The organism is Vibrio sp. PNB23_22_6 (genome assembly GCF_052877535.1).
On the sequence record NZ_JBNFXP010000027.1, the window covers coordinates 18,227 to 36,494 of the forward strand.

At 44.8% G+C, this 18,268-nt stretch carries 16 protein-coding genes and 1 pseudogene; 5 read left to right on the top strand and 12 right to left on the bottom strand.

Translation table 11 applies throughout. The features are described from left to right. Positions 1–337: 337 nt before the first annotated feature. Positions 338–1,528, top strand: coding sequence for an amino acid aminotransferase (locus tag ACVA54_RS17055; RefSeq protein ID WP_119463572.1), 1,191 nt, complete (start codon positions 338–340; stop codon positions 1,526–1,528). Positions 1,529–1,595: 67 nt separating this feature from the next. Here the strand turns inward: ACVA54_RS17055 and ACVA54_RS17060 are convergent, their stop codons facing one another. After that, positions 1,596–2,237, bottom strand: a complete 642-nt coding sequence (locus ACVA54_RS17060) for an outer membrane beta-barrel protein (protein WP_446581584.1) — start codon at positions 2,235–2,237, stop codon at positions 1,596–1,598. 208 nt (positions 2,238–2,445) lie between these two features. Between ACVA54_RS17060 and ACVA54_RS17065 the strand changes: the two genes are divergently transcribed. After that, positions 2,446–4,335, top strand: coding sequence for a putative nucleotidyltransferase substrate binding domain-containing protein (locus ACVA54_RS17065; RefSeq protein ID WP_099080861.1), 1,890 nt, complete (start codon positions 2,446–2,448; stop codon positions 4,333–4,335). Between the two features lie 8 nt (positions 4,336–4,343). Then, positions 4,344–5,063 (top strand): 3'-5' exonuclease, encoded by a 720-nt coding sequence (locus ACVA54_RS17070; RefSeq protein WP_172438187.1) that lies wholly within the window; start codon positions 4,344–4,346, stop codon positions 5,061–5,063. Between the two features lie 65 nt (positions 5,064–5,128). Here ACVA54_RS17070 and ACVA54_RS17075 read toward each other — a convergent pair. Continuing rightward, positions 5,129–5,374, bottom strand: a pseudogene (locus ACVA54_RS17075) (methyl-accepting chemotaxis protein); the annotation flags it as partial. 78 nt (positions 5,375–5,452) lie between these two features. Continuing rightward, on the bottom strand, positions 5,453–7,024 hold the full coding sequence (locus ACVA54_RS17080) for a BCCT family transporter (RefSeq protein ID WP_099080859.1): 1,572 nt from the start codon (positions 7,022–7,024) through the stop codon (positions 5,453–5,455). 390 nt (positions 7,025–7,414) lie between these two features. Between ACVA54_RS17080 and ACVA54_RS17085 the strand changes: the two genes are divergently transcribed. Continuing rightward, entirely contained in the window at positions 7,415–7,891 is a 477-nt protein-coding gene (locus ACVA54_RS17085) for a MarR family winged helix-turn-helix transcriptional regulator (protein ID WP_099080883.1), read from the top strand. Positions 7,892–7,943: 52 nt separating this feature from the next. On the opposite strand, the gene ACVA54_RS17090 is transcribed toward ACVA54_RS17085, so the two are convergent. From ACVA54_RS17090 to ACVA54_RS17115, 6 genes are all read right to left on the bottom strand, one after another. Next, positions 7,944–8,582: a response regulator gene (locus ACVA54_RS17090; RefSeq protein ID WP_119463575.1), complete on the bottom strand. Its 639-nt coding sequence runs from the start codon at positions 8,580–8,582 to the stop codon at positions 7,944–7,946. Next, a complete protein-coding gene (locus ACVA54_RS17095) occupies positions 8,575–9,930 on the bottom strand; it encodes a cache domain-containing protein (protein WP_119463576.1) in 1,356 nt (451 codons plus the stop codon). Before ACVA54_RS17095 ends, ACVA54_RS17090 begins: the two co-directional genes overlap by 8 nt. 142 nt (positions 9,931–10,072) lie before the next feature. Then, positions 10,073–11,356, bottom strand: a complete 1,284-nt coding sequence (locus ACVA54_RS17100) for a TRAP transporter large permease (RefSeq protein ID WP_099080856.1) — start codon at positions 11,354–11,356, stop codon at positions 10,073–10,075. A gap of 12 nt (positions 11,357–11,368) precedes the next feature. Beyond that, entirely contained in the window at positions 11,369–11,908 is a 540-nt protein-coding gene (locus ACVA54_RS17105) for a TRAP transporter small permease subunit (protein ID WP_099080855.1), read from the bottom strand. 145 nt (positions 11,909–12,053) lie between these two features. After that, positions 12,054–13,145: a TRAP transporter substrate-binding protein gene (locus ACVA54_RS17110; RefSeq protein ID WP_099080854.1), complete on the bottom strand. Its 1,092-nt coding sequence runs from the start codon at positions 13,143–13,145 to the stop codon at positions 12,054–12,056. Between the two features lie 486 nt (positions 13,146–13,631). Next, positions 13,632–14,033, bottom strand: coding sequence for a MarR family transcriptional regulator (locus ACVA54_RS17115; RefSeq protein WP_099080853.1), 402 nt, complete (start codon positions 14,031–14,033; stop codon positions 13,632–13,634). A 304-nt stretch (positions 14,034–14,337) separates the two neighbouring features. Here ACVA54_RS17115 and ACVA54_RS17120 point away from each other — a divergent pair, with 304 nt between their 5' ends. Next, positions 14,338–15,003, top strand: coding sequence for a DUF2982 domain-containing protein (locus ACVA54_RS17120; RefSeq protein WP_099080852.1), 666 nt, complete (start codon positions 14,338–14,340; stop codon positions 15,001–15,003). Positions 15,004–15,034: 31 nt separating this feature from the next. On the opposite strand, the gene ACVA54_RS17125 is transcribed toward ACVA54_RS17120, so the two are convergent. From ACVA54_RS17125 to ACVA54_RS17135, 3 genes are all read right to left on the bottom strand, one after another. Then, positions 15,035–15,691, bottom strand: a complete 657-nt coding sequence (locus ACVA54_RS17125; protein ID WP_099080851.1) for an MBL fold metallo-hydrolase — start codon at positions 15,689–15,691, stop codon at positions 15,035–15,037. A 96-nt stretch (positions 15,692–15,787) separates the two neighbouring features. After that, on the bottom strand, positions 15,788–16,336 hold the full coding sequence (locus ACVA54_RS17130; RefSeq protein WP_099080850.1) for a YcbK family protein: 549 nt from the start codon (positions 16,334–16,336) through the stop codon (positions 15,788–15,790). 172 nt (positions 16,337–16,508) lie between these two features. After that, a complete protein-coding gene (locus ACVA54_RS17135; protein ID WP_182852600.1) occupies positions 16,509–18,053 on the bottom strand; it encodes a L,D-transpeptidase family protein in 1,545 nt (514 codons plus the stop codon). Positions 18,054–18,268: the final 215 nt, after the last annotated feature.

The following is an 18,268-nucleotide window of genomic DNA, read 5'->3' on the forward strand; positions in this document are numbered from 1 at the left end:
CGCCCATCCTTGCTGGGTGTGGGGATAGCCTATCACTATACACACCGCGCCACCTCATCACGTCGCTCCAAAACCCTCGATTCCACTTTTAAATTCACCCGTAATGCCCCCCACTTTGCTTCTCCCTTTAAGGTGAACAAAATATCACCAACACCCCAGTTAACTCCTCAATAACACACAACAATTAGAGAACATTACCTAATAAAACCCTCCATTTAGTTGGATTTCTGTTTCAAATCAAAATTATTTTAAGTTTTCTTTTCAACAACGGTTGTAACCGAAATTACTGAAAGGTATAAATATCAGCAGACCCCTTCGATTAACATGGATGAAGATTATGTTTGAAAAAGTCGTTGCCGCTCCGGCTGACCCTATTCTTGGACTCACTGAAGAGTTTAAAAAAGATACTCGCGCTGAAAAAATTAACCTTGGTGTTGGTATTTACAAAAACGAGCAAGGTGAAACCCCTGTTCTTGCTACCGTAAAGAAAGCCGAAGCAATACTCGTTGAAACTGAAAAAACCAAATCTTACCTAACGATCGAAGGGACAGCAGAATACGCTTTAGCCGTGCAAAAACTGCTATTCGGTGCGGATGCTGACATCGTCGCAGAAAAACGCGCGAAAACCGCACAAGCACCAGGTGGCACTGGCGCTCTGCGTGTTGCTGGTGAATTCATCAAGCGTCAACTTGGTGATGCCAAGATCTGGATCAGTAACCCTACATGGGCAAATCACAACGGTGTCTTTACCGCCGCTGGTATTGAAACGGCGCAGTACAGCTACTACAACGCGGAAACGAAAGACAAAGACTTTGACGCCATGTTGACTGATCTTCAAACGGCATCTGAAGGCGACATCGTTCTTCTGCACGGATGCTGCCATAACCCAACGGGTATCGATCCAACAGCAGAAGAGTGGGAAACCTTGGCGAAATTAATGGCAGAAAAGAAACTTCTACCGCTATTTGATTTTGCCTACCAAGGCTTTGCAAAAGGTGTAGACGAAGATGCCGCAGGTCTACGTACTTTTGCTAAGTACAACAAAGAAATCCTTGTCGCGAGCTCATTCTCTAAGAACTTTGGCCTATACAACGAGCGCGTGGGCGCGTTTACTCTAGTTGCTGAATCAGAAGACGTGGCTGCAACGGCATTCTCGCAAGTAAAAGCAATCATCCGTTCTATCTATTCTAACCCTCCGGCGCACGGTAGTGCTGTCGTCACTCACATTCTGAACGACGCTGAACTGCGCGCAGAATGGGAATCTGAAGTGGCAGAGATGCGTGACCGCATCCAAGAGATGCGTGAGCTATTTGTCGCCACACTCAAAGCGGAAGGCGTAGATGCAGACTTTAGCTTTATCGAACGCCAAAACGGCATGTTTTCGTTCTCTGGTCTGTCTAAAGAGCAAGTGAACCGACTGAAAGATGAATTTGCTATTTACATTGTTGGCTCTGGACGAATTAGTGTTGCAGGCATGACCAAGTCAAACATGGGTCCACTCTGTAAAGGCATCGCAGCGGTACTATAATGCCAGCCAAATAAAATAAAAAGGTCAGCAATTGCTGACCTTTTTATTTATCGGCTGATTGTTCAATTTAGTAAACAAATTTAAGGCTGAACCCAACTTCGTTGATCTCTTCCGACGCTTCATTTTGATAATCCGTGTCGCGGTACTGATAGTAAAGCCCTGCCCCTATCACTTCATGCCATTGGTAATTGAACGCAATCTTATAATTGTTCTCATCCACAATATCACTGCGGTTCAAATGCACTTCAGCGATTGCCATCCACTTTTCGCTGAAGAGGTAATTCACACCGAGTGTCACTCCGTGAATGAATTCTGTTTCCGAAGAAAGTGCCTTACCCGTTTCATCGTTGGTCGCTTTAGCTTTAATCGAGCCTAAGCCATAAACGCCATAAATATCGAATTGTTCGTTGATACCGTAGCGGTAGCCACCACCAAACATTAAACGGTCAATTCGCAAAGTGAATGTGTCTGGGTGAAAGAACTGCGCGGTGTAATCTAAATTAAGTAGCCAATTATCCGTCAAAAGGTAATTGCCGCCTATACCTACCGTGGTCGCGTTAGAATTGTCTAACCATTCTTCATTAGTTGTACCAGCCCCAACATCAAGTTGTATGTGCTCATAACCAAACTTTTGAACCTGTTCCGCCTCTGAGGCAATACTCATTATAGGTAGTGCTACAAGAGGTGTAGCTAATAACCATCTTACCATTCTATTTCCTTCCATGAGGGGTCTCTAAATTGTTCTCACTGAGCGCTCTAATTCGGTAAATTAATGACAGGGTAACCGAATCAAAAAGTACGTGCTGTGCGCTCAGTCTTGATCTTACCACCCGCACCCAAAAAGAGTAACCCGATAAGATTCTGATTTAAAACTAGGTTAAGATTAACCTATCACTTCCAAATCAAAAGGCACCTTAATGGATGCAGAACTTCTCGAGATATATAACTTTCTCGCCAAGTATCCCCCATTTAACGAGCTACCAGAAGCAACTCTCACTAAAGTCACTGAAAGTATTGAAATCTCTTACTGCCGACAGGATACGCCAATCATTCACTTAGGCGATCACATCCACGATCTTTACATGGTAAGAAGTGGTGTAGTTGAAGTGTATCGTCGCAAGGGTGAGTTGTATAACCGACTCGACGAAGGTGACCTTTTTGGCCAAATGGGTCTACTTACCAATAATAAGGTTCGCTTTCCTGTAAAAGCGATTGAAGATTCCCTGCTGTACTGCATTCCTGAAGACGTTTTCCAAGAACTGTACGATAACTTCGAGACGTTTGCTGACTTTGTTGAAGTGGAAAATAGCGCACGGTTGCGTCAAACAGTGTCTGAAAACAGCGACGCCAACGATCTGACAACCTCTAAAGTGAAAACCCTACTCACTCGTGATGCGCCAACCATTGATCGCGACCAAACCATCCAGGAAGCAGCAAAGTTAATGGCTCAGGACAATGTCTCTTCACTGCTCATTGTTGATCCTGATTTTGTTCTGGATGAAGATGACCCGCAATCACCAGTAGTGGGCATCATCACTGATCGTGATCTGTGTACTCGCGTTTTGGCTGAAGGCCTGTCACCGCAAGACGATGTGTCGACGGTGATGACGACAGAAGTGATCTCTCTTGATCATAACGCCTACGTATACGAAGCGATGCTTACCATGCTGCGCTACAACGTTCATCATCTACCAGTGGTTAAAGATCAGCTGCCAATTGGCATCATCGAAGCAACCGACATTGTTCGTTACGAATCGCAGAACTCGCTATTACTCGTCAGCAGTATCTTTCAACAACAAACCATCGAAGATCTGGCGATTGTTGCCGATGAAGTAAAAAGCAGTTTTGTACGCCTAGTCAACGAAGACGCTAACTCCCACATGGTAGGCAGTGCGATGTCAGTGATAGGACGAAGCTTCAAACAACGCCTACTTGAAATGGCTGAAGAGGCATTAGGCCCTGCACCGATACCGTATTGCTTCCTAGCTTTGGGCTCCATGGGTCGAGACGAGCAATTACTGGTAACCGACCAGGATAACGCGATTATTCTTGATGATAGCTATCAAGAAGAGCAGCACGGCAAATATTTTGAAGCGCTAGCGCAGTTTGTCAGCGATGGGTTGAACGTGTGCGGCTACAAATACTGTACCGGCGACATTATGGCGACCAATCCGATGTGGCGCATGACCCGCACACAATGGGAAGCCTGCTTTGCCGATTGGATTGATGACCCAAATCCTAAAGCCCTACTCAACGCTTCGATTTTCTTCGATTTAGATGGCGTTTATGGACGCTTAAAGTGGGCTGAGCAGTTAACCAGTTTCATTGTTCGTCGTGCTCGTAAGAACAATCGCTTCTTAGCCTGTTTAGCAAGAAATGCTCTGAACCGTACGCCACCTTTAGGCTTTTTCAAAGACTTTGTGATGGAAAAGGATGGTCAACATAAGAATTCTATCAACCTCAAACGTCGCGGCACTGCACCACTCGTCGATCTGATTCGTGTCCACTCACTTGCCGTTGGCTCACGCGCACAAAACTCATTTGAACGACTCGACGATATTATGGACGCAGGCATTCTGCCAAAGGGGCGAGCACAAAATCTAAAAGATGCGATGGAGTTTATCTCTATGGTACGCATTCGCCACCAAGCCATTGACGTAGAACTGGGGATCGAGCCAGATAATAATATCGAACCAGAAAACCTATCGGACTTTGAGCGACGCAACCTGAAAGATGCATTCCAGATACTGAGTAATGGTCAAAACTTCCTCAAATTCCGCTATCAAGCCAGCAATAGCTTCAAATGAGGTTTGTCATGATCAAAAAGCTATTTCAAAAGCCGGCTATCCAATGGCCAACAAAGTTCCACCATAAGCAAGAGCAAGCAAGCGACGAGCGTCTCATCGCCTTCTATGGCCATGTCCTCCCATCGTCGGATACGCCAATTTCGGACATTGAGTTCGTAGCTTTGGACTTTGAGACAACGGGTTTGAACCCGCAAAAAGATGGCATTATCACCATTGGATTAGTGCCATTTAACCTCAATCGCATTTTTTTGCGCCAGTCCAAACATTGGAAGGTAAGACCGCAGGAAAAACTGGATGCGAATTCCGTCATCATTCACGGCATTACACACAGTGACTTGATAGATGCCCCCGATTTGAATGACATTCTCGGTGATTTTTTACACTGTTTAGCCGGCAAGGTTGTGGTCGTGCACTATCGTAGGATCGAGAGAGAGTTTCTAGACCAAGCCCTGCGCACACGTATAGGTGAAGGTATCGAGTTTCCGGTTCTCGACACCCTAGAAATCGAAGCTAACATACAACAGAAACTGTTTGGCGGCCTGTGGAATAAGCTGAAAGGCAAACAGCCAGAATCTCTACGCCTAGCGCAATCGCGTCGCCGGTACGGTCTTCCTGATTACACCCCCCATCACGCACTAACGGATGCGATAGCAACGGCGGAATTGTTGCAAGCTCAAATTGCCCACCACTATCGCCCTGAGCAACCTATCCGTGATTTTTGGTTATAGCCCCTATCCTTAAAGAGCAAATAAAAAAGGAGCCTTTTGGCTCCTTGTTATTACTTTCAATGTTCTCACAGTTTAAAGCGGTTGGTCTCTTGCGCTAACTCATAAGATAGCTCTGACAGATGCGCGGCTTGCTGTGCGGCCTGCTACGCTTCAACAGAAAGCTCACTGGAAGCATCACGAAGCCCTTCTGCATTACGTGTGATTTCAGTTGATACCGAAGCCTGTTCTTCCGCCGCAGAGGCAATTTGAGTTGCCATATCACTCATACGTTCTACTGCGGTATGAATTTGAGTCAGACTCACTGCCGTCGCCACCATATTAATTTCGTCTTGTTGACACGAAATTTGCTGGCTCTTTAATCATGCAACACTTGCGCTTCAATCTATTACTTATTGACGCTCTGTTCTCAATCCCATCACTAAGCTGACACACATTGCAAGCAGAACAAAAGTAAAGGGTAATGCCGTGGAAATTGCACCAGCTTGAAGGGCCTGAACGGCTTCAGAGCCACCTACCCACAGTAGTGCAACTGCAATCGCACCTTCCATAAACGCCCAAAACACGCGTTGCAGAACTGGGGCATCAACTTTACCACCTGCGGTGATGCTATCAATAACGAGCGACCCGGAGTCTGAAGAGGTAATGAAAAATACCAAAACCAAAACAACAGCAATAATAGATAGCATGTTACCGAATGGTAATACATCAAACATTTGGAACATCGCCAATGAAACGTCTGTTAGGCCATTGGCACCCAACTCACCCACTTTATTGATGACTTGGTCGATCGCTAAGCCACCAAATACTGACATCCAAACAATGGTTACAAACGTTGGCACAATCAAAACCGCGGTAATAAATTCACGAACTGTACGACCACGAGATACTCGAGCGATAAACATACCAACAAATGGTGACCATGAGATCCACCATGCCCAGTAGAATACCGTCCAACCTTGGAACCATGCTTCATCTGAGCGACCAAATGGATTACTCAGTGGAATGATGTTTTCTACATATGCCATCAGCGTTGTCGGAATAGAGCCTAGGCTTACAGCCCAACCAATCAACCCAACAAGAATAAGCAGTAAGAATGCAACAATCATGTTGATGTTACTGATAACCTTAACACCGCCATCAATACCGCGGATTACTGATACAACCGCTAGCAAGGTAACCACGGTGATAACAACAATTTGAAGGCCTAAGCCCGGCTCAACGCCAAACACGTGGTGAATACCACTTGCCGCTTGCTGCGCCCCAAGACCTAGAGAAGTCGCAAGACCAAACAGTGTTGCCAGTACGGCGAGAATATCAACAATGTGCCCCGCCCAACCCCATGCGCGATCGCCCAACAGTGGGTAAAAAATCGAACGCATAGACAAAGGTAGGCCCTTATTGTATGTAAAGAAAGCTAGAGAAAGTGCGACAACACCGTAAATTGCCCAAGGGTGCAAACCCCAGTGGAACATCGTCGCACCCAACGCAAGCTTTGCGGCTTCAGGCGTATTAGCTTCTACACCTAGTGGCGTTTCGTACCAACCTGTAAAGTATGCCACTGGCTCTGCCACACTCCAGAACATCAGTCCGATCCCCATACCCGCTGCGAATAGCATCGCAAGCCATGACATGAAAGAGTAATCCGCAACCGCATCTTTACCGCCAAGGCGAATCTTACCCATTGGCGACACAATAAGTGCTAAACAGAAGATAACGAAAATGTTGCTAGAAATGATGAACAGCCAATCGAAGGAGCCGATGATTTTCCATTTCAGACCATCTAGTGCGGTTTTGGCCGTGTGTGCATCAAGAACGAGCGCTGCAATAAGAAATAGTGCAATGAAACCAGCGCTAATACCAAAAACCGGATTATGGACATCAAACCCCCATTTTTGGACGTTGTCTTGTCCAACCGTATAGTCGGTACTATCAATGCTGTACTTATCTATACCTTTTGTCATTTTTCCTCTCTTTTATGTTCAATTTTTAGCAAGAAACCAAGAATACTTTGAACACGATACATTTTGTTTTCCAGAAAGTCGGAGATCCTACCATTTGAGGCTTTTTTGTCTAGAATTTGCTGATATAAAATCCAATAACCCATTTATCAGCCAGTAAGATCAACCAAAAATAGTAAATAACCCCGTATGCATTTTTAGACTTCAAATATTTATTACTATAATCACTTTAGGTAATCCTGACTTACTTGCATCAATCCGTGTAAAGATTGTGAATAGAGAATACAATTCGTTAAAAATGATGCCCTCATTCAGCACTAAGCGCTTTTAATAGCAACGCTTTTGAGTTAGTGTCATCTCGTAACAAGATCCCCTTATGACTGGATGAAAAAATTGGAAAAGTACGAAGAAGTCTTGGTCTCGATTCGTCAGATCATCCGAGCTATTGATTTACATTCAAAAAAGTTGAGCAAAGAGTCTGGTTTGACTGCACCCCAGTTGATCCTCATGCGTGCCATTAGTGAATTGGATAATGTCACTATTAAGCAGCTGTCGAGCCATACCAATATGAGTCAGGCAACCGCGACGACCATCTTAGACCGACTAGAACGTAATCAGTATGTGGAACGCCGCCGCAGTGTTGAAGATAAGCGCAAGGTACATGCAGTTTTGACAGAACAAGGCCAATCCGTACTAGATCAAGCACCGACACCGCTTCAAGAGCACTTTATCAGCCGTTATCAAAAACTTGAGGAATGGGAGCAAAGTTTGCTTTTATCTTCCGTTCAACGCATCTCTGCCATGATGAATGCCGAAGATATTGATGTCGCACCAATGCTAGAATTAGGCAGCATCACTAAACCAGAATAAGTGTCTTTGTGTGCGCTCATGAGTTGGAATACACCGAATATGTGCGCCACATTTACTCAACCAGTCCAGTTTCAAAAGCGTATTTGGCCAACTCTGCCGTTGAGTGTAAATCCAGCTTATGTTTAATATTGTGGCGATGCGTTTCGACAGTCCTATAACTGATATCTAGCAGCGCTGCAATTTTCTTACTACTGTTTCCTTGTGCAACAAGCTTAAGTACGGCTTCTTCTCGGCGACTCAGGGGATTCACTCTTTGTGCCGCAGGTATCACATCCTGAGTGAACAAGGTTTGTGTAACAGATTCACAAAAATACGTCGAACCTTGATTGACCGTTTTGATCGCTTGTACCATCTTCTCCGCAGAAATCTCTTTAAGCATGTAGCCTACCGCCCCCGCTTGCATCACCTTCATTATGTACTCACGGTTATCATGCATAGTAAGCATCAAGATTTTGCTCTCAGGGCGCGCTTCCTTAATCACTCCCGTCGCCTCAATGCCGTTCATGATGGGCATGCTGATATCCATCAGAATCACATCTGGGTGGAGAAGTTTGGAAACTTCGATCGCCTCTAGGCCATTGCTCGCCGTGCCAATAACATCGATACCAGACTCGCGTTCTAAACGTGCGATAAAACCGTCCAACACCACTTGGTGATCGTCCACTATCACCACACTAATTGGTTTATCCATAAACTAATCCATCCAAATCTAACAATACGGTGATTTCTGTTCCTAACCCCGGCTCGCTCATCAGTTCGAAGTCGCCACCGATGAACTCCACGCGCTCGCGCATGTTACGTAAGCCGATGCCTTGTCGGTGAAGGGAAGAATTGACAACAAAGCCAATCCCGTCATCTCGGATCAACAATTGAAGTATATTGCCCATTTGATGCAACGTAATCGTCACCTTTTTAGCGCGAGCATGTTTCTCAATGTTGTTCAACGACTCCTGGGCAACTCGATACAATGTCGTCGACACCTCAGATTTCAACTTGGATTGGGCGGTATCAAAATGACTTTCAATCCCAATACCCGAATGAGAGTGAAAATCTTGTAATAATGTCGTCAGTGCCGCCTCAAAGCCGATGTCATCCAACGCACTAGGGCGAAGCTGATGAGAGATATGACGCACTTCGCTGATTGCGGTCAACAATGAACGCTGTGACTTATCGAGGTGAGATTTGACTTGCTCATCTTGTATGCGATGCTCCATCAATTCTAAGTGGCATTTACTCGAAACCAATAATTGGTTAATACCATCATGCAGTTCTCGCGCTAAGTGCTTTTTCTCATCTTCTTGAAACATCACTGTTTTGTGGGCAAGTTCTTTGAGGTTTTTATCGGCAAGTCGATGTTCATGCAGGTTAATCGCCAACGTAAAGACGATAATCACCGCGACTGTGACAACCAAAATTACCACGACTGAGAAAAATGTCGTTTCAATATTCCGGTTCACAGCGGATCGCATATTGGAAACCTCTCGGCTGACATCTTCAATATATAGCCCGGTTCCGATCATCCATTGCCACTTATCAAGCCATGCAGCATAACTGAGTTTTGGTACGGTTTCTCCCGTGGACGGCTTTTGCCACAAATATTGATGGAAACCACCACCTCGCTGAGCTTGATGCAATAGAGCCTCAATCAAGCGGTCTCCATTTTGGTCTTGGATATGGAGTAAGTTTTGTCCCATCAAATCAGGTTGAATGGGGTGAACAAGATTAGTGCCGTATTGGTCATACGCAAAAAAGTACCCATCTGAGCCATAGCGTAGACGATTAAGAATGGCTTTGACTTGGGCTTTAGCAACACTTTCATCAAGATGGGCATCGTTGTAAATATGCGATATGGCATCAAAAGCGAGGTCGACCGTATCTTTAAGCGCAGCTTCTTTCGATTGGATGAGACTTTGATGAAAGATTTCCACTTCTCGTTGACCAAGCGTTTTAGCCTGATAGATAGAAATCCAACTGATGCTCGCGGTCACCAATACCACTGGAATTAAAGCAAGCAAGATGAGTTTCGCTTTAAGAGGCATTTCATCCTCCATGAAAAAACTGCCTATTCATACGATTAGGCAGCTTAACAACTTGTACAACAAGGTGGAAACTTACAGCTCACAGTTTCCTAATTTATCTCTCATACCAATCACAGTAAGTTGCTACGATTGGTATCGACCACTACATGCCATAAAAACCCGGGAAAACCAATATCGAAGCGAGGACCGCAATCTGAATGGCAATGAATGGCATCACCCCTTTGTAAATATCACGAGTGGTGACCCCTGCAGGTGCGACACCTTTCAAATAGAACAGACTAAAACCAAATGGCGGTGTGAGGAACGAAGTTTGTAAGTTCATCGCTATCAGTATGGCAAACCAAGTCATATTAATCCCCATCAGCTCAGCAACAGGAGCAATGATTGGCACGATAATGAAACAGATCTCAACAAAGTCGATGAAAAAGCCAAGAATAAGAATGACGAGCATGGTAATGATCAAGAATCCCCACTTCTCTCCTGGAATTTGTAGCATCCATTCTTCAACTAAATAATCGCCACCAGTGTAAGTAAAGGCCATTGAGAATGCGGTTGCCCCCAAAAGAATCGCAAACACCATTGCGGTCACTTTTACGGTTTCTTTCGATGCATCGTAAACCATTGACCAGCTGAACTGTTTGTACATCAGCGACAACACTATCGCGCCAGCACCACCAAGCGCAGCCGATTCTGTTGGTGTCGCGATGCCAGCAAAGATAGAGCCCAGAACAACAACGATAAGTGCAAGTGGCGGTATCACCGCTTTCAATGCTGTGATTACTTCATCTCTTCGGCTGATAGATTCATCACGCTCGATGGGTTGAGCGGCTTCCGGGTTCAATTTGGCGTAAATAAGAATATAGATTACATATGCGCCCACTAGCATTAATCCCGGCCAAATCGCCGCCTGAAACAAATCACCTACTGGCACACCTAATACATCACCCAGCAGAATTAGTACGATGGAAGGCGGGATAATTTGTCCGAGCGTACCAGAGGCACAAATCGTGCCGCACGCTAGGCCCTTGTCATAATTGTACTTAAGCATCACGGGTAGAGAGATCAATCCCATCGCCACAACCGATGCCCCCACGACACCTGTAGAAGCGGCAAGCAAGGCACCAACCAATACAGTAGAAATCGCGATACCGCCACGCACGCCACCAAATAAACGCCCCATCGATTCAAGAAGCTGTTCTGCTAGTTTGGTTTTTTGTAATACTAGTCCCATGAAAACAAACAGAGGCACTGCCATCAAAACGGTATTTTCCATGATGGATTGAATACGATATGGCATGAAAGCGAACATCTCCATCCCTTCCGCCCATACACCAAAGATCAATGCAATACCGCCAAAGGTAAAGGCGACAGGAAAACCAAGCAGTAGCGCAAATAAGGCTACAAAAAACATCACTATACCGATCATGCTGACTTCCTTTTACGACTTACCGTTATTACCGGCATAGATAAGATGAGGGTTAACAATTTTGTTGATAGAGTGCAGCAGCAATCCCACGCCACTGATCGCCATAAACAGGAATGACAGTGGGATCATCGCCTTAATGATCCAGCGATATGGTAAGCCTCCAGGGTCACCCGACGTTTCCCCTAGTGCATAACTCTCTTTGGCAAAATCAATTCCATACCACGCCACCAGCAAACAGAAAGGAAATAGAAAAAGTAACGTGCCCAAAATATCGATAATAGATTGCGCTTTGTGTGATAGACGTTCATAGAAAATATCGACGCGAACATGACCGCCAGACTTAATTGCGTATGGCACACCCAACAAAAATACAGCGGAGAATAAGTGCCATTCCATCTCTTGAAAAGCGATGGAGACATCATTAAACACGTAACGCATCACAACGTCATACACCACGTTCGCTAATAACAAAATGAACAAGATACTGGATAACCACCCTAGAAAATCTCCAAAGCGGTTAAAGATTCGCTCAATATAAATAAGGCTTCTCATTCCTGACTCCATGGAACGTGTAGAAAGGCTCCACAGCTTGAGCTTGTGGAGCACTTTCATTTCTTATTATCTTCCCTAAGAGGATAAGTTTTTCTTGGGCTTCGCTAGCGGGCTAAACCGTGTGGGTTTAACCAGTCTGATGAAGTTATTGTTGAGCTTGGCTGTTTAGGTAAGCTCGATGAGAGATGTCAGACCAAGGGCGTACTTGCCCAATGTAGTTCGCTTGAGACTCCTGAATCTCTTTTGCTAGCGCATCTTTCGCTGCATGATCTTTTAACAGACGCTCATTCGCTTCACGAAGTGCAGAGATGACTTCTGGCGGGAAGTCCTTCACTTGAACATCTGGGTATTCCGATTGAATTGACGCCCAGTTCTTACCGCTTTCATGCTTAGATTGAGTATACATGTCATAAGCCGCCGCTTTCATCGCCACTTGTAGAATGGCTTTCAGATCATCAGGAAGACGCTCCCAAGTCCGCTTATTCACTAGGAATTGCAGTTCCGTACCTGGTTCATGCCAACCGGTGTAGTAATATGGTGCAATCTTGTGGAAGCCCATACGTAAATCTAAAGATGGTCCTACCCACTCCAACGCATCAATCGTACGACGCTCTAATGAGGTGTATAACTCTCCCGGGGCAATATTGGTTGGTTTCGCGCCTAGCTCAGCAAGGATTTCACCCGCAAAGCCTGGAATTCGCATTTTCAGACCTTGAAGATCATCCACAGACTTGATTTCTTTCTGGAACCAGCCCCCCATCTGAGTATCGGTGTTACCACCTGGGAAGGAAAGCAGGTTATGAGGTGAGTAAACCTTCTCCATCAACGCCATACCGCCACCGTAGTAGAACCATGCATATTGTTCAGTCGGCAGCATACCAAAAGGCATAGAGGTAAAGTAAAGCGTGTTAGGAACTTTACCTTTCCAATAATAAGACGCCGAGTGGCCCATATCGTATTGACCGGATTTCACCATGTCAAAGACCCCTAGCGGCGCTTTATGTTTGTTTGCAGAATCAATGCGAATCTGAAGGCGTCCATTTGACATTTCCTCAGCCATTTTCGCCATGTTTTTGGTCGCCTCCCCAAAGATTGGGAAATTGGGTCCCCAAGTTTCCGCCAATTTTAGGCGATACACTTTATCCGCAGCAGTCGCAGAAGTGGTCACAAATGTCATTGCAGCAACCACTGCGGTTGCTTTAAGCACTCGTTTGAAAGATTTTTGGATAAGACTCATCGTTTACGTCCTTTGTCACCAAGGTTATTGTTGTCATCCATTTCGTAAGGGTTGGGGGCAGTATAGCCCCCCCATGACTTCAAGATGCAGGATTCACAGCGCTGTCTTTCTTACAGAGCCCTATATCTCAAGGTTACTTGGCTATAAGGATTAAACATTGAGCGCTAATTCGAAATGGGCATGAACACGCAAGCCGTACCAAGTAAAAACAATACACTCGCCGTTAGTATTACGTAATAGTACGTAGGAGATACTAAAAATAATTTCTATAACCAATCAATATCAACGAGTTAGTAGCAGGACAAGATGAAGCAATATAGGTCTATACGTACGTAGTTTTCTGGGAAAGAATTTACACAGTATTTAAGAAAATGTGACAAATGACAGATTGATATCGCTAAACTGCGACAATCTAGAATTCGTGGGATTTCGAGAAAAAAAACCCCGACCGAGGTCGAGGTATTAAAAACAGGATTACAGCGGTAATTAAACTGCTTTATAGATAACTTTGTTACCTGCCAACTGCTCTTTTTGAACTAGGTTTTCTTCAAGAAGCTTCTTCAGCGCGCCAGTAGCCCATGATGCCGCTTTAGTGTCTTCTTGACCTGCTGCTAGGCCGATACCCTTAGGGTTGATGCCTTCAGCGTTTGCCGCAACGATGTCAAATACTTGTTGTTGTTTAGGAGTGAGTGCTACCTCAACCGTTTTTACTGCTGCTACTTTCTTCTCAGCTACTGCTTTCTCAACAACAGCTTGTTCAGCAACAGGCTTTTCTGCTTTTTCAACGACTGGCTTCGCTGCTTTTGGTGCTGCAGCTAGGTTGGTTACTGTCGCTTTAATGCGTTTTTGCAGTTTCATCTGCACTTTACGCTTATGAGCAAGTCTCATTGAATATTTCTCCAGTTCACTGCATCTCAGCAGGGATGAAAATTTGAAGCGCGTTTTATACCAAAATTCCCGAGCGATTTGTAGGTTTTCGCAGCGAAACGCAATGAAAAATGCGCTCCATGTATAGAACGTCTACTATTTAAGCAAATAACTTGTGAACCGTTTTATTAAATACTGGGTATAAAAACAGAGGTATTTATGTCGTGTTGACAAAATTGAACTGCGAAAGACAACACGCCTTTGAACTCAATGTGAAACGCTTTGAGTCACGAACCTAACGCCACCGTCCATCGAGGTTCAAAGTATGAAAACACAGCATATCACCAACTCGCAATTCCAATTTGACGCCCCCATAAACAAACTGATCATGCTCTTGGTCGTCATCATTACGCTATTTCTCGTCTTCATTGCCCCTGGATGGAAACAAGCGATGCTATCCGTTACTCTGATGGCGCTTATTGTTGGCTTTGCAGTAATGATGATTAAAAAGAGCCAAGTTTCCTTTACGCTCACCGCTTCCCATTTTCAGCAACACTTATTCAAAGGCGGTTGGGTGGTGCGTTGGAGAAACATTGACTCAATTGGTATTTGCACCTATCAACAGGATGGCTGGCATCAACCGCTGCCATGGGTTGGCATTCGACTCAAACACTACTCACCCTACCTCGATGCCATTTGTCCACGTATAGCAACAGAAATACTGTTGAGCCAAAGAGCCTTATTATACCTCGGTGCAAAGCAGAACCACTGTGAAACTCAATTTGAAGACATGGTGTTAGATCCAGCGCCTTACATCAGCAAAGATGGGAGGCAATATAATGGACTACTCGCGATGCTAGCTAACCGAATGAAGTACCAAAGGAAGTTTCATGGTTACGATGTGTTTATTTCGGCTGGTGATTTAGACAGAGATGCGGAAGCGTTTATTGGATTGGCTCGACGTTATTTAGCGGCCGCCGAGCCGGAATAGTGCGAGATTATATTACGTTAATGTAAGTGTCTCAGTAGATAGGCATCTCATCAGCAACAAACGGGTTGGTCTTTCGTTCATGTCCAAACGTAGACTGTGGTCCGTGGCCAGGAACAAACGTCACGTCATTACCCAGCGGCCACAACTTTTCTTTAATGGAGCTGATCAGCGTATTGAAATCACCTTGAGGGAAATCAGTGCGCCCAATGCTGCCATTAAACAAAACATCACCAACAAAGGCTAAACGTGATTCTTCACTGTATAGCACAACGTGGCCAGGCGTGTGACCTGGTGTATGGATCACATTCAATGTTTGATTACCAAAAGTGACAGTGTCACCATCATTCAGCCATTCATTCGGCTCAAATGCTTCTGTTAGTGGGAAGCCAAACATTTGGCTTTGACCTTCCAAGCCCTGAAGCCAGAAGTTATCCGCTTTATGAGGGCCAACAATTTCAGTACCGCCAAGCAATGCAGATAGAGGCTCTGTACCTCCAACATGGTCTAAGTGCCCATGAGTTAGTACTAAGTTCACGACATCAACACCCAGCTCTTTGATCAGCGCCGCGAGTTGCTTTTCATCACCACCAGGATCAACCACGATACCTTTCATGGTTTCATCACACCAGACGATAGAACAGTTTTGAGAGAAAGATGTCACAGGAACAACTTGGTACTTCAGAGCCATAGATAACCTATATCGAGTAAATTTGCATAAAAACTGCTGCAACTATGACACTAACCTTTTGGGACTTCAAGCTTTGAACAATACCTTGCCGACCGCCTACCAAGAACGGACTGCACCCGTATCGATATGCACGAAGTTACTGCCAGGATAGTACCCCACACCACCCGCTTTCAAACTCAACGCGGCATCGCGAACTGTTGAGAGTTTGACGCCATCTAAACGGAAATCGATCGCTTTGCCTTCCATGTGCATGCTTTTCTTTGCCACACCCGAAGAACGATTACGTAGAGATGCGTTCGTTGTTGGAGATCGATAGCCTGAAATAATAATTACTTCTGATTGTGTACCAATCGCCTTCTGAATTTGGGTAATTTGATCGAATAAGCGTCGGTCTATTGGATGGACTTCATTCCGACGGTGATCACGACAGAATCGATCCAAACGCTTAAGCTCTGCATCAACATAGCCGTTGCCATCGAAGTAGCAAGACTCAAGCAATTCACCCGTGTTCAAATTGTTCATTGCAAGCACTCGAGGTGCATCTGGAAGTGAAGCCCATGAAAGGGTTGGCATTGCAGAGGCAACAACGATACCACCAACGGTCATCTTAAGAAAATCACGACGGGAAAAATTACGACTTACCATTTTAAAAATACTGCTCAATCAATGCACGAACAGCGGACATTACCGAAACCCATTTGCCACGTCAAACGCATAAATGGGGCTCAGTTGTCACATTTTGGCTGGATTATTTGTTTAGTTCTTGAACAATAAATGAATTTTCAAAATTGTAACAATAATTACTAGTGTAAGTTGATTACCCCTGATCGTCGTATTGATATATATCATCGCGGTAGTAAAGGGTTCCCTCTTCTAACCATGCTGTCTGGTAAATGATATGTACTTGGATGCGCTCGCCCAATGGCACCGACGTGTTCGAGCGCCGTTTACTTTCACGCTTCTTAGCAAGTCGCTCTTCCAGACCTTGGGTCTTAAACAAGAGTTCAGCCAATTGATCTGCATTTTCAACTCTCACGCAACCAGAACTAAATGCTCGACGATCTTTCTCAAATAGGTTTTTACTTGGAGTGTCATGTAGGTAGATGGCTTTTGGATTAGGCATATTGAACTTGTACAAACCTAACGCATTATTCGCTCCAGAAGACTGTCTCATTCGATAAGGGAAGCTTCTTGGATTGACAGCCGCCCAATTGATAGTGGTTGGATCGATAATTTCTCGAGAGGTCCACGAGCGGATGATCTGGATATTATTCTGCACTAGGTACATAGGGTTTCTTTTCACCTTAGGAATGATGTCCTTCACCATAATTTTCCATGGTACATTCCAGGTTGGATTAAGAATCACCGAATCCAAAGTACTGGTCATGATTGGGGTTTTCCTTGTTGTACGACCTACAACCACTTTCGACTCAAACAAAGGTTGACCATCATGCCAATACGTCACCTCATACCCAGGCACATTCACAAACACCACGTTATCACGCTCTTTCGCCCAAATCCTTGAACGTTCAGCGTTTAATGCAAGTGAATGCAAACGCTGCCTTGGTGAAAAGTTGATCCAACGCCTAGTGTTAGGGCCGATCACACCATCTTGCTTCAAGCCATGAATACGTTGGAACTCTATCACCGCAAGCTCCAAGTTCTCATCATACTGTAGCGTGTCAGGATTGAGATAACTAACATCCACCCCAGCGATAGCCAACCGATCGAGTAACGCGACCTTATCATTGATCGGATCTCCTAAACGAATGAGACCTTGTTGTGTATAAAGGGGATACGCAGCCTTTGCATGTTCAGATAAGGCGTAAAAAGCCGTATTAAAAGCCTCGTCCATTTGGAGGGGTGAACGAAGCCCTTCTAAAAATTGATTGAGTTTGCCAACGGTGATCTCATTGCTGAGTTTTGACAACGTTTCTAAACTCGGTGCTGGAAGGTTTACATGTGCTTTGCCTGCAAACAGCCAATTAAGCCCTTCTTCTGGTAACTGTTCGAGATAGCTTAAGTACATAAGCAATGAATCGGTCATGACCAAATCAAAATCAAGCTTATCTCCTTGCTCTCGCACACTTTCAATGCGAAGCAGTTGATCGTCAAATTCCTTGGTCACATCGGCTAACGAGGCCAACCTGATTTGAAAAATAAGCCGCTCTACATCATCTCTGCTTTCCCAGTTCAGACGATAGTTAGTCATTTGGTACAACTGTTCGATAACATCCGGATAGTGGATCATCTTTTCAATAGACAACTTCTGAACGACCCCCGCTTGTTCGGTCTGTGCGGAAGCACCGTGGGAAACCACCGTTGAATCGCTGTAAAACGACACCATAAGTGCCATCACCATTAGAGATCTAGCAAACACTGGAATGATCCTTACCCTACCTGCCATAAAAAAAGTATGGCAAATATCTCACGGCTTGCTGCGTTAATAGTAAGAACCTTAAAACGATATCGGCACCTACGTGCTCAATTGACGCTTAATCAATTATCTATATGAGTCATTTTCGTCCAATGATTATCCAGTTGTACGCCACTTACACACTTAAACTGCCGAAACGG

Bases quoted from the DNA above. Each gene is read 5' to 3' on its own strand.
- ACVA54_RS17055 (WP_119463572.1), top strand. From the start codon at position 338: ATGTTTGAAAAAGTCGTTGCCGCTCCGGCTGACCCTATTCTTGGACTC.
- ACVA54_RS17060 (WP_446581584.1), bottom strand. From the start codon at position 2,237: ATGGTAAGATGGTTATTAGCTACACCTCTTGTAGCACTACCTATAATG.
- ACVA54_RS17065 (WP_099080861.1), top strand. From the start codon at position 2,446: ATGGATGCAGAACTTCTCGAGATATATAACTTTCTCGCCAAGTATCCC.
- ACVA54_RS17070 (WP_172438187.1), top strand. From the start codon at position 4,344: ATGATCAAAAAGCTATTTCAAAAGCCGGCTATCCAATGGCCAACAAAG.
- ACVA54_RS17080 (WP_099080859.1), bottom strand. From the start codon at position 7,024: ATGACAAAAGGTATAGATAAGTACAGCATTGATAGTACCGACTATACG.
- ACVA54_RS17090 (WP_119463575.1), bottom strand. From the start codon at position 8,582: ATGGATAAACCAATTAGTGTGGTGATAGTGGACGATCACCAAGTGGTG.
- ACVA54_RS17095 (WP_119463576.1), bottom strand. From the start codon at position 9,930: ATGCCTCTTAAAGCGAAACTCATCTTGCTTGCTTTAATTCCAGTGGTA.
- ACVA54_RS17100 (WP_099080856.1), bottom strand. From the start codon at position 11,356: ATGATCGGTATAGTGATGTTTTTTGTAGCCTTATTTGCGCTACTGCTT.
- ACVA54_RS17105 (WP_099080855.1), bottom strand. From the start codon at position 11,908: ATGAGAAGCCTTATTTATATTGAGCGAATCTTTAACCGCTTTGGAGAT.
- ACVA54_RS17110 (WP_099080854.1), bottom strand. From the start codon at position 13,145: ATGAGTCTTATCCAAAAATCTTTCAAACGAGTGCTTAAAGCAACCGCA.
- ACVA54_RS17115 (WP_099080853.1), bottom strand. From the start codon at position 14,033: ATGAGACTTGCTCATAAGCGTAAAGTGCAGATGAAACTGCAAAAACGC.
- ACVA54_RS17120 (WP_099080852.1), top strand. From the start codon at position 14,338: ATGAAAACACAGCATATCACCAACTCGCAATTCCAATTTGACGCCCCC.
- ACVA54_RS17125 (WP_099080851.1), bottom strand. From the start codon at position 15,691: ATGGCTCTGAAGTACCAAGTTGTTCCTGTGACATCTTTCTCTCAAAAC.
- ACVA54_RS17130 (WP_099080850.1), bottom strand. From the start codon at position 16,336: ATGGTAAGTCGTAATTTTTCCCGTCGTGATTTTCTTAAGATGACCGTT.
- ACVA54_RS17135 (WP_182852600.1), bottom strand. From the start codon at position 18,053: ATGGTGATGGCACTTATGGTGTCGTTTTACAGCGATTCAACGGTGGTT.